The following is a 22187-nucleotide window of genomic DNA, read 5'->3' as shown; positions in this document are numbered from 1 at the left end:
CCGCCTCGGCCGGCGCAGGGCGCGCGGAACCGGCCGCAAGGGGCGGTCGCGCGCCGGCCAGAACGTTCAGGATCGCAAGGATGGTCCGCATCGCAAGTCCCCGTCCCGGCCTCCTCGGGCCGTCGATGACGGGGTGGTTACGGCGTGACTGTTGCGGCGCGATTGCGTCGCGTGTTGCGTGCCGGGTCGGGCCAGTCCGGACGGTCTCGTCGTTGCCCCGCGCGGGAGGGCGATCCACCCTCCCGACGCTTTCCTCGTTCCTGCGATGTCTCTGGCCGGGCGGGGGGCCGGAGCCTCATACGCTTTCCGATTGATCGCTTCGCGATGCGGAAAGCGGCTTCGCTCAGGCGCCGCGCTGGCTGGTGATACGAGATCCGGAAGTCATCTTCCGGATCTCGTATCACTCGGCCTGGGCTTCCACCGTCAGGCGGTCGAAGATCTTGCCCGGGCTCGGCGCGGTGCTGAAGTCGATCAGGCCGAGCCCGGCCGGGTCCTTGGCGGCGGCGCGGACCGAGAGCCGCCCGGGCTTGACCACGAAGCGCGACACCGCCTGGCCGAGCGCCTTGGCCGACGGCGAGCCGCCAAGCACGGCGGGGATCCCCAGCATCGCGGCGGTGCCGTATTCGCGCTGCAGCTCCTCGGGCTTCAGGCTCTGGGCCTTGGCCTGCTGGTCGACGAAGCGCTGGAACAGGCCGCCATTCTCGAGCGTGAGCGCCAGCGACTTGGCGCTGGCGCCGAGCAGCGCCAGGGACGAGACCATCGGCTCGGGATCGAACACCTCCTTGCCGATCCCGCCGATCGTGCCGGTGATCCGGGCGGTGCCCATGTCCTTTCCGGTCAGCGTCACGTCCTTGAAGGTCAGCTCGCGGGCGGCCTCGTCCCAGCGGGCGTCCACGGTGCCGGAGAGGTCCAGGCCGGTATAGCCGAGGCCGGCGAGGTCCGAGAGGAGCGGCGCCGTGGTGTCGGGCGGCACCGCGCCGGTCAGTCCGTCGATGGTCAGCCGCGAGGCGGTCGGCACCCCGTCGCGCACCTCGCTCATGGCGAGGCTCCCGCCGCGCAGGGCGAAGCGGAGCGGCCCCGAGGCCTGCCGGAGCGGGTCCGCCCCCGGGCCTGGGGCCGGCGAACCTTGGCCCGGCGAACCTTGGGCCGGCAGATCGACGTCGAGGCTCTCCACCGCGATGCGGGCGAGCGCCGGGGCGTAGCGGCGCATCTCGGCCGGGTCGAGCGGCCCGGCGGCGGCCCGGCGCAGGCCTTCCAGCACCGGCTTGAGCGACAGCCCCGACAGGGTCAGTCCTTTCAGCGCGACGCGGCCGGCCGGCGCTTCGACGGCCAGCCCCTCGGCCCGCATCTCGCCGAGGCCGGGCTGGCCGGCTGCGGTATTGCCGGCCCCGGGTTTGGCCTCGCCCTCCGGCCCGTAGGTCAGCCGTGCCAGGCTGGCCAGGACCGGCTTCGCGCCGGGTCCCGCGGCCGGTCCTCCGGGCGTTGCGGCCGGCCCACCGGGCGCCGCCAGGGTCAGTCCGCTGATCTCGAGGCCGCCGATCCCGAGGCCGTCGATCAGGTCGGCGGCGAGGCCCGCCATGCGGGAGCGCTCCGGCGCGTCCTTGCGGCCGGCGCCCTCCGCGAGCGCCCGGACGGTCTCGCCCCAGGGGATCGTGGTCGGCCGGCCGGTGAGGTCGCGGGCGTCGATGCGGGCGATGCGGAACGCCGCCCCGTCGGGGCCGGTGAGCGCGATGTCCTCGGCGGTGACGCCGGCATAGACCCGGATCGGCGCCGCATCGGGCCCTCCGGGCTCGGTGAGCAGGCGCGCGAGGCCCGGCAGGTCGAGCTCGCGGGCGCTCAAGCGGCCGTAGGCCCCGGCCGCGTCGGGGCCCGGCCCCTCGACCGTCAGGGTGGCGCCGCCGGCCTCCAGGACCCCGATCCGGCCTGCCGTCACGTCCCGCGCGACGACGTCGTGGTAGACCGCGACCTGCACCCGGCCGCCCGCGGGCTGCTCGACCCGCAGGACCGGGATCACGATCTCGCGGGCGCTCAGGCGCTCGAGCCGCGTGCGCCACGGGGCCGGCCCGGCCGGGTCCAGGATCGCCCGTGCCTCGTCCCGCGACAGGGCGGTGCCGCGCAGCTCGAGCGTCGGCGCCTTGAGGGTGACGGGGCCGAGCGACAGCACCACCGCGTCGAGGGCGACCGTGGCGGTGGGGGCAGGGGGCTGTTGCGCGAGCGCCGGGCCGGCGAGGAGCGGCACGGCCGCCGGCAGGGCGGCGGCCAGCGTCGCGCAGGCGACGACACCGAGCGCGGCCCGGGCCACGCCCGTTGTCAGTGAGCGGGTCATGGCGGAACGTCCCGGAAGGATGGCTGGCGGGATTACAGGGAGAACGAGGTGCCGCAGCCGCAGGAGGCGGTGGCCTGCGGGTTCTCGATCTTGAACGACTGGCCGATCAGGTCGTTGACGAAGTCGATCGTGGCGCCCTCCATGTACGGGAGCGAGGTCGGATCGACCAGGACGGTCGCGCCGTCGCGCTCCACCGCGAGGTCGTCGTCGGTGCGATCCTTCGCGATGTCGAAGGCGTACTGGAACCCGGAGCAGCCGCCGCCATTCACGCTGATGCGCAGCATCGAGCCCGGGGGCTCGGCGCCCATGATCTCGTTGATGCGGCGGGCGGCGCGGGACGTCAGGGTGATCGGGGTCATCGACGGCTTCTCGGGTGGGGGTCCGGCGTGCGATGGCAACATAAGAACGGCGGCCCCGGGCCGCAACTGCGGCGCGCGGGCGGATGAGGGGGCACGGGACGTGAGACGGACAGGCGAGCGCTGGCGGGCCCCCTACGGCAGCGATCCTGCCGCGTCGCGCGGGCGGCTGATCGCGGAACCCGGCTCGCCGACCCGCAGCGACTTCCAGCGCGACCGCGACCGGATCGTGCACTCGGCCGCCTTCCGGCGCCTCAAGCACAAGACGCAGGTGTTCGTCCACCACGAGGGCGACCATTACCGCACCCGCCTGACCCATACCCTGGAGGTGAGCCAGATCGCCCGGGCGCTCGCCCGCGCGCTCGGCCTCGACGAGGACCTGGCCGAGGCGCTGGCGCTGGCCCACGACCTCGGCCACACCTGCTTCGGCCATACCGGCGAGGACGCGCTGCACGCCTGCATGGCCGAGCATGGCGGCTTCGACCACAACGCCCAGGCCCTGCGGCTGGTGACCCGGCTCGAGCGCCGCTACGCCACCTTCGACGGGCTCAACCTGACCTGGGAGACGCTGGAGGGGCTGGTCAAGCACAACGGCCCGCTCCTGACCCGCGACGGGCGGCCGACGCCGCATTACGCGGCGGGCGGCATTCCGATGGCGATCACCGAGTACAACGCGATCAACGACCTCGAGCTCGCGACCTTCGCCGGGCCCGAGGCCCAGGTGGCGGCGCTCGCCGACGACATCGCGTACGACGCCCACGACCTCGACGACGGGTTGCGCGCCGACCTGTTCGGCCTCGACGACCTGAACGAGGTGCCGTTCCTCGCCGGCCTCCTCGACGAGATCCGCACCACCTATCCGGGCCTCGAGCGCTCGCGGGTGGTGCACGAGCTCGCCCGCCGGGTCATCACCCGCTTCGTCGAGGACGTGATCGCCGAGGCCGAGCGGCGCCTCGCCGCCCTGCAGCCGGCGGATGCCGCCGCGATCCGCCACGCCGCCGCCCCGGTGGTCGCCTTCTCGGAACCGATGGCGGCGGCCGACCGGGACATCAAGACCTTCCTGTTCGCCCGGATGTACCGCCATCCCGGCGTGATGGCGGTGCGCCGCCGCGCCGCCGCGATCGTCGAGGACCTGTTCTCGACCTTCCGCCGCGACCCGACCCGGATGCCCGAGGAATGGAGCGCGGGCCTCTCCGGTCCCGACGATCCCCGCACGCCCCGCCGCGTCGCCGACTTCATCGCCGGCATGACCGACAACTATGCGGTGGCCCAGCACCGCCGCCTCTTCGCCGAGACGCCGGACCTGCACTGGGTGATCTGGCCGGGGCGGGAGGGGGGAGGGGCGTAGCCGGGCGCGACGGGCCTCACGCCGGCGCGATCACCCGCTGGAGGCAGACGGCGTTCGTGTCGCGGTAGCCGAGATGGTCGTAGAACCCGAGCACGCCGTCGTTCTCGCGCCGCACCAGGAGCTGCACCTTCCAGACGCCGCGCGCGGCGAGCCACGCCTCCGCCGCCTCGACCATGACGCGCCCGAGCCCGCTGCCCTGATGCGTTGGATGCACCGCCACGTAGTAGAGCCAGCCGCGGTGCCCGTCCTCGCCGGCCATCGCGGTGGCGGCGACCGATCCGTCGATCTCCGCCACCAGGACGGTGCCGTGCGGCCCCCGCCGGGCGAAGGCGATGTCGGTGGCCGGGTCGTTCCAGGGCCGCGCCACGCCGGCCGCGTGCCACAGGGCGATCACCGCCGGTATGTCGGCATCCTCGATCGGGCGGATCGTCGGCGTCATGCGGGGTCCTTCTCGTAGCCGGGCTCGTGGCCGGGCGGGTCCCTTGCCAGGACCGTGTGACGGGAGGATGCAGGCCGCTCTACCCTCGCAGGAGCCGCCGGAATGTCCCGACTGATCGACCTCTCCATCGCGATCGAGAACGACGTTCCGGCCGACCCGCCGTTCCAGCGGCCGACCGTGACCTACATGGACCATGCGGCCTCGGCCCCGATGGTCGCCGGGCTGTTTCCGGGCCTGAAGCCCGAGGACCTGCCGGACGGCCAGGGCTGGGCGGTCGAGAGCGTGCAGCTCACCACCCATAACGGCACCCATCTCGACGCGCCCTGGCACTACCACCCGACCATGGATGGCGGCGCCCGGGCGATCACCATCGACGAGGTGCCCCTCGACTGGTGCTACCGGCCCGGCGTGAAGCTCGATTTCCGCCACCTGCCCGACGGCCACGTGGTGATGCCCGACGAGATCGACCGCGAGCTCGCCCGCATCGGCCATGTCCTGAAGCCCTTCGACATCGTGCTGGTGAACACGGGCGCCGGCGCCCGCTTCGGACAGGCCGACTACGTCGATTCCGGCTGCGGCATGGGCCGGGCCGCGACCCTGCACCTGACCGGGCAGGGCGTGCGCGTCGTCGGCACCGATGCCTGGAGCTGGGACGCGCCGTTCTCCCATACCGCCCGCCGCTACGCCGCGACCGGCGATGCGAGCCTGATCTGGGAGGGCCACAAGGCCGGGCGCGAGGCCGGCTACTGCCAGATCGAGAAGCTCGCCAACCTGGAGGCCCTGCCGGCGACCGGGTTCACGGTCGCGTGCTTCCCGGTGAAGATCAAGGGCGCCTCGGCGGGCTGGACCCGGGCGGTGGCGATCCTGGGGGAGTAGGGTAGGATGACGCTGCGGCAGGTCGTTGACCCGCCGCGGCGGAGACCCGATATCCCGTGCGCATAGAGTGGGACGAGCCGAAGCGCCGGGCCAACCTTCAAAAGCATGGCCTGGACTTCGCCGACATCACGGCGCAGTTCGATTTTGCGACGGCAGTCCTGCTGGAAACACGGCCGAGCCGAACGGGACGGGGACGGTTCAAGCTGATCGGATGGTTCAGGAGCCGCCTGATCGTCGTGGTGGTGGCTTCCCCGCTCGGTACGGAAGCTTTCTCGGTCATCAGCCTGCGCCCCGCCAATCTGAAGGAGCGTGTTCATGTCGAGCAACTCTGATTCGAGAAAACCCGACCACGCGCCCGGCTATGTTCCCAATCCGGATTACACGCAGGACGACTGGGACGAGGTCTGTGACGATCCGGAATCGACCGACGAGGAATTTCGCCGGGCCGTGCCATTCCGGGAGGCCTTTCCGGATCTCCATGCGAGCCTGATGCAGGACCGCGAGGCGATCGCGGCCGGGCGTCGGGTCGGAATCTCTATGACGCTGGACGCGGACGTCGTGGCCCGGTTCAAGGCGACCGGTCCGGGCTGGGAGGCGCGGATGAGCGACGCCCTGCGCCGGGCTGCCGACGCGCTGCCTCCGGCCTGACGCGACTGATCCGGCCACTCCGCGGGACCGCCTCACCCGCCGGGGGCGAACAGGTCCCGCTCCGCCTCGACCACCGCGTAGATGTGCTCGGCCACCGCCCGGATGCGGGCGAGGTCGCGGCTGTCGGCGTGCATCATCAGCCAGAAGCTGCGGGTGAGCGACACCGCGTCCGGCAGCACGCAGGCGAGGTCCGGGCGCCCGGAGGCCATGAAGCAGGGCAGCACCGCGACGCCGAGGCCCGCCACCGTCGCCTGGAGCTGGGCGTTGAGGTTGGCGCTGCGAAGCCGCGCCCCGGCCCCGGGGGCGACCTGGTGCAGGTAGTCGAGTTCCGGCGAGTAGAGCAGCTCGTCGATGTAGCCGACGAAGCGGTGGCCCTGAAGGTCGCGCCGCTCGCGGATCGGCGGGTGCCGGGAGAGGTAGGCCGGGGCGGCGTAGAGCTTGAGCGCATAGTCGGTGAGCTTGCGCCCGACGATGCGGCCCTCCGGCGGCAGGCTCAGGCCGATGGCGATGTCGGCCTCGCGCTTCGAGAGGCTGAACAGCCGGGCGGTCGCCACGAGCTCGATGTCGAGCTGAGGGTGGCGCTCGATCAGGCCGGTCAGGCGGGGGGCCAGGAAGGCGCTGCCGAAGCCGTCCGGCGCGCCGATCCGCACCGTGCCGACGAGCTGCGAGGCCGCCCGGCCGATCGCCGCCTCGCCGTGGATGATCGCCGATTCGATCCCGTCGGCGGTGGCGACCAGCGCCAGCCCGGCCTGCGTCGCGGTGTAGCCCGAGGCCCGGCGGTGGAAGAGCTTCTCGGAGAGACGCCGCTCCAGCCGGTCGATCCGCCGGATCACCGTCGCGTGGTCGACCCCGAGCCGGCGCGCCGCCGCCGAGACCGTGCCGGCCCGGTGCACCGCCAGCACGAAGCGGTAATCGTCCCACACGTCGCCCCGTGTCCCGTCGCTGCTCCTGGCCCCCTCGCTCCTGGCCCCATCGCCCCGTACCCCGTCGTCCTTGGCACCGTCCGGTTCCCGCATCCGCGCACACCCGTTCCGCTCTCCTGCCCCTTCCGTCATGCGGATCGCCAGGGCAAGGTGCGCGCAAGACATCTGATCCAGGGAGGATCCCTCATGGCGCGCGAAGTCGGGCACTTCATCGGCGGCGAGCACGTTTCCGGCCGCTCGGGCCGCTTCTCGGACCTCTACCAGCCGATGACCGGCGAGGTGATCGGGCGCCTGGCGCTCGCGAGCCGGGACGAGATGCGCGCGGCGATCGAGAACGCCGCCAAGGCGCAGATCGGGTGGGCCGCCACCAACCCGCAGCGCCGCGCCCGCGTGATGATGCGCTTCCTCGACCTCGTCGCCCGCGAGATGGACAGCCTCGCCGACCTGCTCGCCCGCGAGCACGGCAAGACCATTCCCGACGCCAAGGGCGACATCCAGCGCGGCGTCGAGGTGGTGGAGTTCGCCTGCGGCATCCCGCACCTGCAGAAGGGCGAGTACACGGAAGGAGCGGGCCCCGGCATCGACATCTACTCGATGCGCCAGCCGCTCGGGGTCGTCGCCGGCATCACGCCGTTCAACTTCCCCGCCATGATCCCGATGTGGAAGTTCGCCCCCGCCATCGCCTGCGGCAACGCCTTCATCCTCAAGCCCTCGGAGCGCGATCCGGGCGTGCCGATGCGGCTCGCCGAGCTAATGATCGAGGCGGGTCTCCCAGCCGGCATCCTCAATGTCGTCAACGGCGACAAGGAAGCGGTCGACGCGATCCTCGACGACGACCTCATCCAGGCGGTCGGCTTCGTCGGCTCCTCCGACATCGCCCAGTACGTCTATGCCCGGGCGACCGCGACGGGCAAGCGCGCCCAGTGCTTCGGCGGCGCCAAGAACCACATGATCATCATGCCGGACGCCGACATGGACCAGGCGGTCGACGCCCTGATGGGTGCCGGCTTCGGCTCGGCCGGCGAGCGCTGCATGGCGATCTCGGTGGCGGTGCCGGTCGGCGAGAAGACCGCCGACGCCCTGATGAGCAAGCTGATCCCGCGGGTCGAGAGCCTGAAGATCGGCCCGTCCACCGATCCGAGCGCCGATTACGGCCCGCTCGTGACCAAGGCGGCGCTGGAGCGGGTGCGCAACTACGTGGAGATCGGCGTGAACGAGGGCGCCAAGCTCGCGGTCGACGGCCGGGGCTTCAAGATGCAGGGCTACGAGAACGGCTTCTACATGGGCGGCTGCCTGTTCGACCACGTGACGCCGGAGATGCGGATCTACAAGGAAGAGATCTTCGGTCCCGTGCTCTCGGTGGTGCGGGCCAAGGACTACGCCGAGGCGCTGCGGCTGCCCAACGAGCACGAATACGGCAACGGCGTCGCGATCTTCACCCGCGACGGCGACGCGGCCCGCGACTTCGCCGCCAAGGTCCAGGTCGGCATGGTCGGCATCAACGTGCCGATCCCGGTGCCGCTGGCCTACTACACCTTCGGCGGCTGGAAGCGCTCGGGCTTCGGCGACCTCAACCAGCACGGCCCCGACGCGGTGCGCTTCTACACCAAGACCAAGACGGTCACCCAGCGCTGGCCGTCGGGGGTGAAGGAAGGCGCGCAGTTCTCGATGCCGGTGATGCAGTAACGCCTGTCAGGCGTGCGGGAGCCATCCGGGCTTTACGCGAGTGGCACGGGTTTCCCCTCTCCCCGCCCGCGGGGAGAGGAGAAACGCGCCCCATTCCAAGGCCGGGCACAGACAATAGTCGACATAGAACGGGAGGAACCGCCGCCATGACCCTGTTCACCCTCCCCGAGGACCAGATCGCGATCCGCGACATGGCGCGCAGCTTCGCGGCCGAGCGGATCGCGCCGCACGCCCTCGACTGGGACGAGCGCAAGCATTTCCCCCTCGACGTGCTGCGGGAAGCCGCCGCCCTCGGCATGGGCGGCATCTATGTTTCCGAGGAGCATGGCGGCTCGGGGCTGACCCGGCTCGACGCGGCCCTGATCTTCGAGGCGCTGAGCCTCGGCTGCCCGACGGTGGCGGCCTTCCTGTCGATCCACAACATGGCCGCCTGGATGATCGACCGGTTCGGGTCGCAGGACCAGCGCGCGCGCTTCCTGCCGGGCTTGTGCCGGATGGATCAGGTCGCCGCCTACTGCCTGACCGAGCCGGGCTCGGGCTCGGACGCCGCGTCGCTGCGCACCGCCGCGCGCCGTGACGGCGACCATTACGTCCTCGACGGCGCCAAGCAGTTCATCTCAGGCGCCGGCGCGGCGGATTTCTACGTGACGATGGTGCGAACCGGCGAGGCGGGACCGAAGGGCATCTCGACCCTGGTGGTGCCCGCCGACGCGCCCGGCCTGTCCTTCGGCCCGAACGAGCGCAAGATGGGCTGGAACGCCCAGCCGACCCGGGCGGTGATCTTCGAGGGATGCCGGGTGCCGGTCGAGAACCGCCTCGGCGAGGAGGGGATCGGCTTTCGCATCGCCATGGCGGGGCTCGACGGCGGCCGGCTCAACATCGGCGCCTGCTCGCTCGGCGGCGCGCAGGCCGCCCTCGACAAGAGCTTGGCGTACATGGCCGAGCGCAAGGCCTTCGGGAAGCGCCTCGACGAATTCCAGGCGCTGCAGTTCCGCCTCGCCGACATGGCGACGGAGCTGGAAGCCGCCCGCGCGCTCCTCTACGGCGCGGCGGCCGCCCTCGACCGCAAGGATCCCGACGCCACCCAGCGCTCGGCGATGGCCAAGCGCTTCGCCACCGATACCGGCTTCCGGGTCGCCAACGAGGCGCTCCAGCTCCACGGCGGCTACGGCTACCTGTCGGAGTACGGGGTGGAGAAGATCGTCCGCGACCTGCGGGTGCACCAGATCCTGGAGGGCACCAACGAGATCATGCGGGTGATCGTGGCGCGGGGCCTCGTCGCAAGCTGAGCGCCGTGCCGGCCATGATGGTCGTACCTCACAGAATCAGAAACCAATCGAGGACACGCTGAGCCATGACGCAGATCGCATTCCTCGGCCTCGGCAACATGGGCGGGCCGATGGCCGCCAACCTCGTCGCGGCGGGCCACGCCGTGACCGGCTTCGACCTGATGCCCGACGCGCTCGACGCCGCCCGCGCGGCCGGCGTGACGGTGGCCGAGAGCGCCGAGGCCGCGGTGACGGGGGCCGAGGTCGTCGTCACCATGCTGCCGGCGGGGCGTCACGTCCTGGCGGTCTACGACGCGGTGCTGCCTCATGTGGCGGCGGGTGCGCTCTTGATCGACTGCTCGACCATCGACGTGGCGAGCGCTCGCGCCGCGCACGAGAAGGCGCAAGGACGCGGTCTCGCCGGCCTCGACGCCCCGGTCTCGGGTGGCGTCGGCGGCGCCAAGGCCGCGACCCTGACCTTCATGGCGGGCGGCTCGGCCGACGCCTTCGCCCGGGCCGAGCCGATCCTCGCCAAGATGGGCCGCAAGGTCGTGCATTGCGGCGAGGCCGGCGCCGGCCAGGCGGCCAAGATCTGCAACAACATGATCCTCGGCATCTCGATGATCGGCGTCGCCGAGGCCTTCGTGCTGGCGGAGAAGCTCGGCCTGTCGCACCAGGCCCTGTTCGATGTCGCCTCGACCTCGTCGGGCCAGTGCTGGTCGCTCACCACCTACTGCCCGGTGCCGGGCCCGGTCCCGGCCTCGCCGGCCAACGCCGACTACAAGCCGGGTTTTGCCGCCGCCCTGATGCTGAAGGACCTGCGCCTGTCGCAGGAGGCCGCCGCGGGCGCCGGCGCCGCGACGCCCCTCGGCGCCCATGCCGAAGCGATCTACGCCGCCTTCGAGGCGTCGGGGCAGGGAGGCACGGACTTCTCGGGCATCATCCGCCACCTGCGCGAGGCGGGTCGGGAGTAGAGGACCGCACGCCTCAGCGCACGGCCACCGCGATCAGGGCGGTCGAGGCGATCGGCAGGACGGAGCGTCCCTCCGCCATGCGGCGCGCCTCGGCGATCACCGCCGCCTTGTCCGCGTCGTCGAGGTTCGTCCAGTCGGGCGACAGGCCGAACACGGTGTCGGGGGTGTCGAGCCGCGCGACGTCGAGATCGTAGTCGAACACGACAGGGGTGATCTCCGGACCGCGATACCCGGCCGCGACCATCGCCCGGGCCAGCCGGTCCGGGTCGCCCAGGATCGCCACGCCGTCGGGCATCGCCATGGACGGGCGGTCGGGAAACAGTTTCTCGCGGATCCGGCGCAGGAGCAGGAAGCTGGCCGCGCCCTGCTCCCGCCAGGCCGCCACCACGCCGTGGCCGCCGGGCTTCGTCACCCGGGCCATCTCGGCGAGCCCCCGGTGCCAGTCGGGAAACAGGATCACGCCGAAGATCGAGAACACGGCATCGAAGCCGGCATCCGGCAGGGCGAGGGCCTGCCCGTCCATCACCCGGGCGTCGATGCCAGGGCCGCCCGAGGCCGCCACGCGGGCGACCATGGCGGGCGAGAAATCGACGGCCAGGACCTGCGCGCCCGTCCGCGCCGCAGCGTGCGCGAGGGCGCCCGTCCCCGTCGCCACGTCGAGGACGCGGCTGCCCGGGATCAGCGGCACCCGCGCGAGCGCCGCCTCGGCGAAGCGCGCGGTGAACGGATGCGCAGTCTCCTCGTAGTGCTCCGCCACCTTGTCCCACCGGGCGGGATCCTCGAACTCGCGCATCGCCGACGCTCCTCCGTTTCGTGATCGTGCATCACGTAACTTCAAAAGTATCGTAATGCGGCGCGCTTGCCAATCCGGTCGTCCCGTGGAGGATGGCGCCGTGCGCACCGACAGCCGCCTCTCCCGGACCCTCCACGTCCTCCTGCACATGGCCCGCCACGACGGGCCGATGACCTCCGAGGCGATCGGGCGGATGCTCGGCACCCATCCGGTCGTCGTGCGCCGCACGATGGCGGGCTTGCGCGAGGCCGGCTACGTCCGCTCCGACAAGGGACATGGCGGCGGCTGGACCCTCGCGGCGGATCTCGACGCGGTCTCGCTGCTCGACGTCCATCGCGCGGTCGGCGGTCCCCATCTCTTCGCGATCGGCAGCGACCATCCGAACCCGGCCTGCGCCGTCGAGCGGGTGGTCAACGAGGCGGTGGAGGGCACGCTGCGCGAGGCCGAGGCGCTGCTCGTCGCGCGGCTGGCCTCGGTCAGCCTCGGCGAACTGGCCCGCAGCTTCGATGCGCGCTGTCGCGTGGACGGGGTCGAGGCGCCGGCCTGGTGCGAGTGAGGCGGGGCCCGCAGCGTCGTCGCCGGGCTGTCCGTCATGTCGCAACCGGGCGTCGCCACCCGTGCGGTCGGGCGCGAGCGAGCGCGCGAACCCGGGGCCTCCGGGCGGCCGGTCGGCGAATCCCAGCATCCGATCGTACGATTGCGCGCGGTGGTTGTCGGCATGGGTCCCGACGACGAGGCGGACGCAGCCCTGGGCTCTCGCTTCCGCCTCGGCCGCCCGGATCAGCCTTCGGCCGATGCCGGCGCAGCGCGCGCCCGGGGCGACGAAGAGAGGGTGGAGGTCCACGATTCGCGCCGCTTCCTGGGCGCGGTACAGGCGGACGAGGAGCGCGTAGCCGACGAGGCGCGTCCCGTCCTCGGCGACCAGGGCGACCGCCCAGGGCGATGGGCCGAACAGGTCGGCCCGCAGGGCCGCCGCGTCGGTCGTCGCCCGGTCGCCGTCATGCGCGGCGAGCTGCCCGATCAGGTCGGCGAGTGCCGGCGCGTCGTCCGGAACGGCGCGACGGAGGAGGGGCGTGCCGGAGGTCGCGTCGGGCGCTTCATCCAGGGTCGTCTCCGCCGACAACGAAAACGGCCGCCGGGCGTCTGCCCCGCGGCCGTGGAGAGAGGCGGGCCCGTGCCGGGCCCGCCGTATCGGCTCAGCCGATCCGTGCGGATCAGAGGCCGTTGAACTTGTAGCTGAAGCCCGCGCGCACGAGGTTGCCCTCGGTGTGGAAGCGCGAGGTGTAGGAGCCGCGCGGCTGGGCGCCGACGCCGTTGTTCACCGCGAGGCCGGTGTTGTTCACCAGCACGTTGCGGCTGCCGAGGTCGTAGTGCAGGTACTCGGCCTTCACGGTCACCGCCTCGGACTTCACGCCGATCAGGCTGAGGACGCTGAAGCGCGAGAAGATCGAGTCGGTCGGCAGGGCGTACTCGATGCCGCCGCCATAGGCGTAGCCGGTCTCGAGGTCGTTGTAGCGGCCGGTATAGGCCAGCGCGAGCGGCGGGTTGGCGCCGGCGGTGGTGTAGAAGTTGGCGCGGTAGTCGACGCCGCCATAGGCGAAGCCGCCCATGCCGTAGACGAAGACGCGGTCGAAGGCGTAGCCGACGCGGCCGACGACGGTGCCGAGCCAGGACAGCTCCTGACGGAAGGCGCTCGGGTCCGAGAAGCCGTTGTTCGCGGCGAGCTGCGGGCCGAGGTAGAAGGTGTTCTTGTGGATGTCGTTCCAGGCCCAGTCGGCCTGGACGCCGACCACGAAGCCCGAGCCCGGCGTGAACTGGTAGTTGTAGCCGAAGCCGCCGCCGATGTTGGCGAGGCCGTCCTGCTCGTTGCGCACCGACGGCGGACGGCGCAGGGTCGCGACGTTGCCGATGGTGTTGGTCGGGGTCAGGTCGTTGCCGAGCGTGGTGATGCGCTGGCGGTCGGTGAAGGTGTAGTCGGTGTGCAGGCCGCCGTAGAAGCCGGTCCAGGTGAAGACCGGGACGGGGGTGAAGACCGGCGGCGGGGCGACGCGGCGCGGCAGGTCGGCGGCGGTGGCGGCACCGGCGAGGAGGGTCGCGGCGACGCCGGCGAGCAGGAAGGACTTGAACACTGGACGGCGCCTCGGTTGGACGGATACGTGGCGCCACGCTAGCTTGGGCGTGGCCGAACGCCTATGACCGCCGTGCCACACCGGCCGCGGCACCGTCGTGGTTGTCTGAATTTTTTCCGGCCCGCGCCGCGACGGCGCGGCCGGGTCACCCGGAGCAGCCATGCGCGTGGGGAAGCGGCGGAGTGCCGGAGGCGCCGCGTGACCGCCCGGGCCCTGATGATCCAGGGCACCGGCTCGGATGTCGGCAAGTCGCTGATCGTCGCCGGGCTCGCCCGCCTCTACGCCCGCCGGGGCCTGCGGGTCCGGCCGTTCAAGCCGCAGAACATGTCGAACAACGCCGCCGTCACGGCCGATGGCGGCGAGATCGGTCGCGCCCAGGCGCTCCAGGCCCGGGCCGCGGGCGTCGCGCCCTCGGTCCACATGAACCCGGTGCTGTTGAAGCCCCAGAGCGAGATCGGCTCGCAGGTGGTGGTGCAGGGCCGCATGGTCGGCACGGCCCGGGCCCGGGAATACCAGGACTGGAAGCCGCGCCTGCTCGCGGCGGTGGTCGAGAGCTTCGGGCGCCTGCGGGTGGAATCCGACCTCGTCCTCGTCGAGGGCGCGGGCTCGGCCTCCGAGGTCAACCTGCGCCGGGGCGACATCGCCAATATGGGGTTTGCCCGCGCCACCGGCACGCCGGTGATCCTCCTCGGCGACATCAACCGCGGCGGGGTGATCGCCAGCCTCGTCGGCACCAAGGCGGTGATCGATCCGGAGGACGCGGCGATGGTCCGCGGCTTCCTCGTCAACCGCTTCCGCGGCGACCCCGCGCTGTTCGCCGACGGGATGGAGCTGATCGCCGCCCGCACCGGCTGGGAATCGCTCGGGCTGATCCCGCACTTTCCCGACGCGGCACGGCTGCCGGCCGAGGATGTCCTGGGCCTCAAGGGCGCCGAGCGGCCGGGGGGCAAGGTCGTGGCGGTGCCGGTCCTGCCGCGCATCGCCAATTTCGACGACCTCGACCCCCTGCGGGCCGAGCCCGGGGTGAGCGTGGTGCTGGTCGAGCCCGGACGGCCGATCCCCGCGGCGGCCGACCTCGTGCTGCTGCCGGGCTCGAAGACCACCATCCCCGACCTCGCCTTCCTGCGCGCGCAGGGCTGGGACGTCGACATCCTGGCCCATCGCCGCCGCGGCGGGCGGGTGCTCGGCCTGTGCGGCGGCTACCAGATGCTCGGCACCTCCCTGAGCGACCCGCACGGCATCGAGGGCCCGCCCGGCACGGTGGCGGGCCTCGGCCTCCTCGACGTCGCGACGGTGCTCACGCCCGAGAAGCGGCTGGCGGCGGCCCGCGGCGTCAGCCTGCCGGACGAGACCCCGTTCACCGGCTACGAGATGCATGTCGGCGAGACCGACGGGCCCGACGCGGCGCGCCCGCTCGTGCGCCTCGCCGACGGCCGCCCCGACGGCGCCGTCTCGGCCGACGGGCTCGTCTGCGGCACCTACGTGCACGGGCTCTTCGCCGACGAGGGCCAGCGCGCCCTGTGGCTCTCCCGCCTCGGCGCTGCGCCGGGGCCGGAGGCCTACGAGGCAGTGATCGAGCGCGTGCTCGACCGGCTGGCCGACCATCTCGCGGCCCATGTCGACGCCGACCGGCTGCTCGCGCTCGCGGGCTGAGCGCCCCGGCTTCACCTTACCAAACCGTCATCCGCCGCTCAGCCTCGGTTAAGCCGGCGCGGCGCGTGATGGAGCCTCGTGCGAGGGGGGGAGGGGCATGACGGTCGATCCGCGGCAGACGGCGCTCGCCCTCGGGCGCTTCGGGCTCGGTGCCCGCCCCGGCGACCTCGCCCGCCAGGAGCCGATCCGCGACGCCCTGCGCCGGGAGGTGACGGCGGGCGCGGTCGCCCTGCCGAGCGGACCGGACCTCGAGGCCACGCCGACGCTGCTCTCGGCGCTACGCGCCGAGGAGCAGGCCCGCAAGCTCGCCCGGGAGGGCGCGCCGGACGCGAGCCTGCCGGAAGGGCCGCCGGCGCCGCCGGTCCCCGAGCGCACCTACCGGGCCGAGGTGGCGGCGCGCCTCTCCCTCGCGCAAGCGGCACCGATCGGGTTTGCCGAGCGCTTGGTCTGGTTCTGGACCAACCACTTCACCGTCTCGGTGGCGCGGGGGCCGCAGCTGCGGGTCACGGCCGGCGCCTTCGAGCGCGAGGCGATCCGCCCGCACGTCTTCGGGCGCTTCCGCGACCTCCTGCTCGCCGCCGCCACCCATCCGGCGATGCTGATCTACCTCGACAACGTCGCCTCGGTCGGCCCGAACTCGCCGGCCGGCCAGCGCCGGCAGAAGGGCCTCAACGAAAATCTCGGCCGCGAGATCCTGGAGCTCCACACCCTCGGGGTCGGGAGCGGCTACACCCAGGACGACGTGACGGCGCTCGCCCGCATCCTCACCGGCTGGTCGCTCACGCGCGAGGGCAACGCCGACGGCCTGCCCGGCGCGACCGCCTTCCGCCGCGGCGAGCACGAGCCCGGCGCGGTGACGCTGCTCGGCCGCACCTACCTCGATGTCGGGCCCGAGCAGCTGCGGCTCGCGCTCGCCGACCTCGCCGCCCATCCGGCCACCGCCCGTCACGTCGCCCTGCGGCTCGCCCGCCACTTCGTCGCCGACGATCCGCCCCCCGCCCTGGTGGCGCGCCTCGCCCAGACCTTCCTCGACCAGGACGGCGACCTCGCCCGCGTGTCGCTGGCGCTGGTCGAGGCGCCGGAGGCCTGGGACCCGGCGCAACGCAAGGTGCGCTCGCCGCAGGAATTCCTGGTCGCGGCGATGCGCGGGCTCGGCCTCGCGCTGGATCCCCGGATGGTGATGGCGGGGCTCGCGAGCCTCGGCCAGCCCTACTGGTCGGCCGCGGCCCCGAACGGCTATCCGGACGAGGCGGGCGCCTGGGCCTCGCCCGAGGGCCTGCGGGCGCGCCTCGACCTCGCCGCCCGGGCGGGCCAGCTCGCCGCCGGCACCGATCCGCTCGCGCTCGCCGACGCGGTGCTCGGCCCGCTCGCCACCGAGGAGACCCGCACGGCGCTGCGCCGGGCGGAGAGCCGGGCGCAAGGGATCGCCCTGCTGCTGATGGCGCCCGAGTTCCAACGACGGTGACACCGATGAGCGACCACGCCGACCTCTGCGAGACCCATCCGAGCCGCCGCCGCATCCTCGGCACCGCCGGCGCGCTGTTCGCCTGGAGCGCGATCCCCCGCACCGCCACCGCCGCCCCGGGCGCCCGCGACGCCCGCCTCGTCGTGGTGGTGCTGCGCGGCGCCCTCGACGGGCTCTCGGCGGTGGCGCCGCTGGGCGATCCCGCCTACGCCGACCTGCGCCCCGGCATCGCGCTCACCCGCGACGGGCCGGGAGCGGCCCTGCCGCTCGACGGCTTCTTCGCCCTGCATCCGGCCCTGCCGACCTTCGCCCGGCTCTACGCCGCCCGGCAGGCGCTGGTGGTCCATGCCTGCGCCACCGGCTACCGCGAGCGCTCCCATTTCGACGGTCAGGACGTGCTCGAGAGCGGTCAGCCCGGCCCCGGCCACACCGCCAGCGGCTGGCTCAACCGCCTCGTCGCCGCCCTGCCGGCCGGGGAGGGGATTGCGCCCCGCACGGCGCTCGGCGTCGGGGTGGTGCCGCCCCTGATCCTGCGCGGGCCGGCCCCGGTCCTCGGCTGGGCGCCGCCGCGGATGCCGCGGGCGAGCGACGAGCTCGCCCGGCGGGTGCTCGCCCTCTACGAGGCCGGCGACCCGGCGCTCGCCGCCTCCCTCGCCCGCGGCCTCGACGTCGATGCGCTGGCCAAGGGCGGATCGAAGGAGGGCGGACCGAAGGAGGCCGGGGGGCTGCGCGGCCTCGCCGAGGGCGCGGCGCGTCTCGTCGCCGCCGACGACGGCCCGCGCATCGCCGCCCTCGCCCTCGACGGCTGGGACACCCACGCCAACGAGGGCGGCGCCACCGGCCGCCTCGCCGGCCTGCTCGGCGGGCTCGACGGGGTGTTTTCCGCCTTCGCCGAGGTGCTGGCCCCGCGCTGGGCCGACACCGCGATCCTGGTCGTCACCGAGTTCGGCCGCACCGCCCGGGTCAACGGCACCACCGGCACCGACCACGGCACCGGCACGGTGGCGTTCCTCCTCGGCGGGGCGGTGCGCGGCGGCCGGGTGCTGGCCGACTGGCCGGGCCTCGCCCCCGCCCAGCTCCACCAGGGCCGGGACCTCGCCCCGACCACCGATCTGCGGGCGGTCGCCAAGGGCTTGGCGGCGGACCTGTTCGGCCTCTCCCCGGCGGTGCTGGCGCGCAGCGTCTTTCCCGGCACCGAGGCATTGCGGCCGGTGGGCGGGCTGGTGGTCTGAGGCCTCTTCAGACGGAGCGGGGCCGGCTCGTCGAGAGGGTGCCGCGCGACATCGGAGGCTCAGAGCGGCATCCGGTCTAGGCGCTACGGGACACGGTACGGCGGGTTGTGGGGTGCAGGCGCGACGGTCGCCGCGCAAGAACCTTCCCCCCTCTGCGGGGGAGGGTGGCGAGCGTCAGTGAGCCGGGAGAGGGGCAGCGCGACGCTGATTTAGGTGGCGACCGTCATTGTGGTCGCGACATATCCGGAAGCGGCGTCCCCTCTCCCGCCCCACTCCGTGGGGCACCCTCCCCCGCAGAGGGGGGAGGGGTCACGCTCGCTGTCGTTGCGTCCGCACTTGAACAGCCTCCTGGATCGTGTCCCGTGTTGCCAACCCGGTTGGGCGCTGCTCTAGGCGCCGACATCGCTCGGTCCGTTCGTTCTCGTCAAACCCACACGCAAAGATTGAATGTCAGGATTTATTTAACCTTCGTATCGAAGTATCGATCCACGGCTCCGGTCGTCATATCGCCGTCGGGCCATATGCAATAGGGCGCGATACAACGACTCTATAGATTGTATAGGAGTCCGGATGCGATGATCGGTGGCAATGTCGTGGAGTCATTCCGGCAAGAGAGTGCCGCCGACCGTCCCGCCGAAGACAAGCGCGGACGGGTGCGTCACGTGACGTCGATGCCGGCCACGATCGTGATTTCCCATTACGATCAGATTCCCTGCATCGTCCGCGATCTGTCGGACAGCGGGGCAAAGATCGGTCTGTCCCGGCGCTATGTCCTCTCGGAGCGCTTCTGGATCGTCATCCGGCACGCCAACGTCATCCGCCGCGCCTCCCTGATGTGGCGGCGGGGCGAGTTCGCCGGCATCGCCTTCGATCGCCCGTTCGAGTGATCCGGAGCGCGACGTCGGACGATCGTCATCGCGCTTGACCGAGGGTATCGCCGGAAGAAGGCCGGCCTTCCCTCGATCTCGGGCCGTGTTCTCGGGGTGCCCCCTACCGGAAGGTCTTTCTCGGATCGAAGGCGTCCCGCACCGCCTCGCCGGCGAAGATCAGCAGGCTCAGTGTCACCGCGATGACGGCGAAGCCCGTCAGGCCGAGCCAGGGCGCCTGGAGGTTGGCCTTGCCCTGCGCCAGCATCTCGCCGAGCGACGGCGAGCCCGGCGGCAGGCCGAAGCCCAGGAAGTCGAGGGAGGTGAGCGTCGTGATCGAACCGTTCAGCACGAAGGGCAGGAAGGTCAGCGTCGCCACCATGGCGTTGGGCAGGAGGTGGCGGAACATGATGCGGGCGTTCGACAATCCGAGCGCGCGGGCCGCCCGCACGTACTCGAAGTTGCGCGCCCGCAGGAATTCCGCCCGCACCACGCCGACGAGCGACACCCAGGAAAAGAGCAGCAGGATCCCGAGCAGCACGAAGAAGCTCGGCGTGATGATCGACGAGATGATGATCAGGAGATAGAGCGACGGGATCGCGGTCCAGATCTCGATCACCCGCTGGAACACCAGGTCGACCCAGCCGCCGAAATAGCCCTGCACCGCCCCGGCCAGCACGCCGATGACCGACGAGACCAGCGCCAGGGTGAGGCCGAACAGCACCGAGAGGCGGAAGCCGTAGAGCAGCCGGGCGGCGACGTCGCGGCCCTGGTCGTCGGTGCCGAGCCAGTTCCACTCGATGTCGCGGCAGGTCGTGCCGCCGGTCTTCTCGGCGACGCCCCGACACTGCGCGTCCGAGAGCCGCCAGGTCGGCGGGGCCGGGGCCGGCACCGGCAGGTCGAGGTTGTGGGTGTTGTACGAGAACCGGATCGGCGGCCACAGGGCCCAGCCGTGCTCGGCGATCTCCTTCACGATCACCGGATCGCGGTAGTCGGTCCGGGCGAGGAAGCCGCCGAACTTCTCCTCCGGATAGTCGACCACGATCGGAAACAGGATCTCGCCCTTGTAGGAGGCGACGATCGGCCGGTCGTTGGCGATGAACTCGGCGAACAGGCTCAGGACGAAGATCAGGCAGAACAGCACGAACGACCAGTAGCCGCGCCGGTTCGCCTTGAAGCTCGCCAGCCGCCGCCGGTTGAGCGGCGACAGCCGGCCGTGTCCGGCCGCACCGGGGAGCGGCAGGATCACCGGCGCGGCCGCCGGCGAGGTGACGGGAATCGCGTCGAGTTCGGGGGCCGGAGGGCGCTGGTTCATGCGGCGTCCCCCGGGCAGGCGGTCGAGAGCGGTCGAAGCGGGATCAGTCGATCCGCGTCGCGGTGACGTCGATCACGCTCGGCTTGAGCGACCCGCTGCGCTCGAGGTGACGGCGCAGCAGCACGACGTTGCGGCGGTTGGCCTTGAAGGCCGCGTCGAACAGGTCGCCCACCAGCGGCACCGCGCCGACGACGCCGTCGATCGCCACGTTCGCCGCCATCCGGGCGATGAGCCAGCGCGGCGCGCCGAGGCGACGGGCCTCCCAGACGATGTAGGAGGAGATCGCCGTGGTCACCACGTCGCCGATCACCGGGATCAGGCCGACGATCGCGTCGAGGCCGATGCGCCGGTTGCCCGGCAGCACGATCGCCGTGTCGAGGATGTGGGCGAGCAGCTCGAGCCGCGCCATCACCTGCTCGGGCGTCGAGCCCGCCATGGCCTGGACCGCCTGGGCGCGCAGCCCCAGCGGGTCGTCCTGCGGGAAGCGGGCGTCCTTGAAGCCCGCGCCCTGGGAGCCGCCCGTCTGGAAGCCATTTGCCTGGAACTGGGCCCCGGAGCCGAAGGACCCGGCCCCGAAGGGCGGGACAGGGCCGGCCGTCTGCGAAGAGGTCATCCCGGAACTCCGGAGCGTGTGCGTGGTGCTCATGCTCCAGGATGTGGCCCCGGCCTGCCCGTTCAACAAGGAGGTCCCGCATCAGGCGGCGCGCCCGGGCGCGAGCCCGCGCAGGCGCTCCAGCGCCCGGTCGAGGGTGTCGTCGCGTTTGGCGAAGCAGAACCGCACGATGGTGCGCACCGGCCGGTGGGCGTAGAAGGCGCTGACGGGGATCGCCGCGACGCCGTGCTCCCGCACCAGCCGCTCGCAGAACGCCACGTCGTCGCTCTCGCCGAGCGGCGCGATGTCGAGGTTGAGGAAGTAGGTGCCGGCGGACGGCAGCACCCGGAAGCCGAGGCCTGTGAGGCCGTCGGCGAAGCGGTCGCGGGCGCGGGCGAAGTCGGCCCGCATGCCCTCGTAGTAGGAATCCTCCTTGCCGAGCCCGTAGGCGACCGCGGCCTGGAGGTTCGGCGGCGTCGTGAAGGTGAGGAACTGGTGCGCCTTGGCCAGCCCCCGCATCAGCCCGGGGGCCGCCATCACGAAGCCGACCTTCCAGCCGGTCAGCGAGAAGATCTTGCCCGCCGAGCCGATCTTCACCGTGCGCTCGCGCATGCCCGGGAAGGCCATCAGCGGCCGGTGGCGGCGCCCGTCGAACACGACGTGCTCCCAGACCTCGTCGCAGAGCGCCACGGCGTCGAACCGCTCGCAGAAGCCGGCGAGCAGGGCCAGGTCCTCGTCGGGGAAGACGGTGGCCGAGGGGTTGAGCGGATTGTTGAGCAGCACGACCTTCGTGCGCGGCGAGAAGGCGGCGGCCAGCGCCTCGTCCGTCAGCCGGAAGTGCGGCGGCGTCAGGGTGACGAAGCGCGGCACGCCGCCGGCCCGGCGCACCAGCGGCAGGTAGGCGTCGTACATCGGCTCGAACAGCACGACCTCGTCGCCGGGCTCGATCAGGGCCATCAGGGCGCCGGCGAGCGCCTCGGTGGCGCCCGAGGTCACCATCACCTCCGTGTCCGGGTCGAGGTCGAGCCCCTGCCAGCGGGCGTAGTGCCGGGCGATCGCTCCGCGCAGCTCGGGCAGCCCCATCATCGGCGGGTACTGGTTCCAACCCTCCACCACCGCCTCGGCGGCCTTGGCGCGCACGTCCGCCGGGCCCGGATCGTCCGGGAAGCCCTGGCCGAGATTCACGGCGCCGGTCTCGCGGGCGAGCGCCGACATCACCTCGAACACGGTGGTCGGCAGGTCGGCGAAGATGGGATTCATGCGCGGGACGAAGGGGTTCGAGGGGAAAGGCGCCTCGC

General features: G+C 72.4%; 22 protein-coding genes. 13 read left to right on the top strand and 9 right to left on the bottom strand.

The annotated features are described in order from the left end of the window. Nucleotides 1-400: 400 nt before the first annotated feature. Nucleotides 401-2326: a hypothetical protein gene (locus BMX97_RS17415; protein WP_091752619.1), complete on the bottom strand. Its 1926-nt coding sequence runs from the start codon at nt 2324-2326 to the stop codon at nt 401-403. 32 nt (nt 2327-2358) lie between these two features. After that, nucleotides 2359-2685: an iron-sulfur cluster insertion protein ErpA gene (gene erpA, locus BMX97_RS17410; RefSeq protein WP_048429502.1), complete on the bottom strand. Its 327-nt coding sequence runs from the start codon at nt 2683-2685 to the stop codon at nt 2359-2361. Nucleotides 2686-2785: 100 nt separating this feature from the next. Here erpA and BMX97_RS17405 point away from each other — a divergent pair, with 100 nt between their 5' ends. After that, nucleotides 2786-4030: a deoxyguanosinetriphosphate triphosphohydrolase gene (locus BMX97_RS17405; protein WP_244538485.1), complete on the top strand. Its 1245-nt coding sequence runs from the start codon at nt 2786-2788 to the stop codon at nt 4028-4030. Nucleotides 4031-4046: 16 nt separating this feature from the next. On the opposite strand, the gene BMX97_RS17400 is transcribed toward BMX97_RS17405, so the two are convergent. After that, nucleotides 4047-4469, bottom strand: a complete 423-nt coding sequence (locus BMX97_RS17400) for a GNAT family acetyltransferase (protein ID WP_091752617.1) — start codon at nt 4467-4469, stop codon at nt 4047-4049. 102 nt (nt 4470-4571) lie between these two features. On the opposite strand from BMX97_RS17400, the gene BMX97_RS17395 reads away from it, so the two are divergent. Genes BMX97_RS17395 through BMX97_RS17385 form a run of 3 tightly spaced genes read left to right on the top strand, consistent with a single transcriptional unit; the run spans nt 4572 to nt 5993 of the window. Continuing rightward, complete coding sequence (locus tag BMX97_RS17395; RefSeq protein ID WP_091752616.1) at nt 4572-5345, top strand: cyclase family protein; 774 nt, start codon at nt 4572-4574, stop codon at nt 5343-5345. 56 nt (nt 5346-5401) lie between these two features. Continuing rightward, nucleotides 5402-5677: a BrnT family toxin gene (locus BMX97_RS17390; protein WP_091752615.1), complete on the top strand. Its 276-nt coding sequence runs from the start codon at nt 5402-5404 to the stop codon at nt 5675-5677. After that, on the top strand, nt 5661-5993 hold the full coding sequence (locus BMX97_RS17385; RefSeq protein ID WP_091752614.1) for a BrnA antitoxin family protein: 333 nt from the start codon (nt 5661-5663) through the stop codon (nt 5991-5993). The genes BMX97_RS17390 and BMX97_RS17385 overlap by 17 nt, the downstream gene beginning before the upstream one ends. 32 nt (nt 5994-6025) lie before the next feature. Here the strand turns inward: BMX97_RS17385 and BMX97_RS17380 are convergent, their stop codons facing one another. Next, nucleotides 6026-6916 (bottom strand): LysR family transcriptional regulator, encoded by an 891-nt coding sequence (locus BMX97_RS17380; protein WP_244538484.1) that lies wholly within the window; start codon nt 6914-6916, stop codon nt 6026-6028. Between the two features lie 186 nt (nt 6917-7102). Between BMX97_RS17380 and BMX97_RS17375 the strand changes: the two genes are divergently transcribed. From BMX97_RS17375 to mmsB, 3 genes are all read left to right on the top strand, one after another. Next, nucleotides 7103-8602, top strand: coding sequence for a CoA-acylating methylmalonate-semialdehyde dehydrogenase (locus BMX97_RS17375; protein ID WP_091752612.1), 1500 nt, complete (start codon nt 7103-7105; stop codon nt 8600-8602). Nucleotides 8603-8748: 146 nt separating this feature from the next. Continuing rightward, entirely contained in the window at nt 8749-9891 is a 1143-nt protein-coding gene (locus BMX97_RS17370; protein ID WP_091752611.1) for an acyl-CoA dehydrogenase family protein, read from the top strand. Nucleotides 9892-9956: 65 nt separating this feature from the next. Then, nucleotides 9957-10844 carry a 3-hydroxyisobutyrate dehydrogenase gene (gene mmsB / locus BMX97_RS17365; RefSeq protein WP_091752610.1) on the top strand — a complete coding sequence of 296 codons (888 nt, stop codon included), beginning with the start codon at nt 9957-9959 and terminating at the stop codon, nt 10842-10844. A 13-nt stretch (nt 10845-10857) separates the two neighbouring features. On the opposite strand, the gene BMX97_RS17360 is transcribed toward mmsB, so the two are convergent. After that, nucleotides 10858-11637: a class I SAM-dependent methyltransferase gene (locus BMX97_RS17360; protein ID WP_091752609.1), complete on the bottom strand. Its 780-nt coding sequence runs from the start codon at nt 11635-11637 to the stop codon at nt 10858-10860. Between the two features lie 100 nt (nt 11638-11737). Here BMX97_RS17360 and BMX97_RS17355 point away from each other — a divergent pair, with 100 nt between their 5' ends. Further along, complete coding sequence (locus tag BMX97_RS17355; RefSeq protein ID WP_091752608.1) at nt 11738-12193, top strand: Rrf2 family transcriptional regulator; 456 nt, start codon at nt 11738-11740, stop codon at nt 12191-12193. Nucleotides 12194-12229: 36 nt separating this feature from the next. Further along, nucleotides 12230-12865, top strand: a complete 636-nt coding sequence (locus tag BMX97_RS33780) for a hypothetical protein (RefSeq protein ID WP_244538483.1) — start codon at nt 12230-12232, stop codon at nt 12863-12865. On the opposite strand, the gene BMX97_RS17345 is transcribed toward BMX97_RS33780, so the two are convergent. Further along, nucleotides 12852-13766 (bottom strand): outer membrane protein, encoded by a 915-nt coding sequence (locus BMX97_RS17345; RefSeq protein ID WP_091752607.1) that lies wholly within the window; start codon nt 13764-13766, stop codon nt 12852-12854. The two genes, BMX97_RS33780 and BMX97_RS17345, sit on opposite strands and share 14 nt — an antisense overlap. 216 nt (nt 13767-13982) lie before the next feature. On the opposite strand from BMX97_RS17345, the gene BMX97_RS17340 reads away from it, so the two are divergent. From BMX97_RS17340 to BMX97_RS17325, 4 genes are all read left to right on the top strand, one after another. Next, nucleotides 13983-15419 carry a cobyric acid synthase gene (locus BMX97_RS17340; RefSeq protein ID WP_091752731.1) on the top strand — a complete coding sequence of 479 codons (1437 nt, stop codon included), beginning with the start codon at nt 13983-13985 and terminating at the stop codon, nt 15417-15419. A 97-nt stretch (nt 15420-15516) separates the two neighbouring features. Further along, nucleotides 15517-16884, top strand: coding sequence for a DUF1800 domain-containing protein (locus BMX97_RS17335; protein ID WP_091752606.1), 1368 nt, complete (start codon nt 15517-15519; stop codon nt 16882-16884). Between the two features lie 5 nt (nt 16885-16889). Further along, the gene (locus BMX97_RS17330; RefSeq protein ID WP_091752605.1) at nt 16890-18116 is read left to right on the top strand and encodes a DUF1501 domain-containing protein; all 1227 of its coding nucleotides are present in this window, start codon (nt 16890-16892) and stop codon (nt 18114-18116) included. Between the two features lie 575 nt (nt 18117-18691). Continuing rightward, nucleotides 18692-19003: a PilZ domain-containing protein gene (locus BMX97_RS17325; protein WP_143074640.1), complete on the top strand. Its 312-nt coding sequence runs from the start codon at nt 18692-18694 to the stop codon at nt 19001-19003. A 103-nt stretch (nt 19004-19106) separates the two neighbouring features. Here BMX97_RS17325 and BMX97_RS17320 read toward each other — a convergent pair whose 3' ends face one another. The 3 genes from BMX97_RS17320 to BMX97_RS17310 form a co-directional block, all read right to left on the bottom strand. Further along, nucleotides 19107-20297 carry an ABC transporter permease gene (locus BMX97_RS17320; RefSeq protein WP_091752603.1) on the bottom strand — a complete coding sequence of 397 codons (1191 nt, stop codon included), beginning with the start codon at nt 20295-20297 and terminating at the stop codon, nt 19107-19109. A 43-nt stretch (nt 20298-20340) separates the two neighbouring features. Then, on the bottom strand, nt 20341-20910 hold the full coding sequence (locus tag BMX97_RS17315) for a DUF4112 domain-containing protein (RefSeq protein WP_244538482.1): 570 nt from the start codon (nt 20908-20910) through the stop codon (nt 20341-20343). Nucleotides 20911-20991: 81 nt separating this feature from the next. Beyond that, nucleotides 20992-22149 carry an aminotransferase gene (locus tag BMX97_RS17310; RefSeq protein ID WP_091752602.1) on the bottom strand — a complete coding sequence of 386 codons (1158 nt, stop codon included), beginning with the start codon at nt 22147-22149 and terminating at the stop codon, nt 20992-20994. Nucleotides 22150-22187: the final 38 nt, after the last annotated feature.

It is taken from the genome of Methylobacterium sp. ap11 (assembly GCF_900110515.1).
Taxonomy (GTDB): Bacteria; Pseudomonadota; Alphaproteobacteria; order Rhizobiales; family Beijerinckiaceae; genus Methylobacterium; species Methylobacterium ajmalii.
The sequence above is the reverse complement of the archived record's forward strand: the minus strand, read 5'-3'. Positions and strand labels throughout refer to the sequence as shown.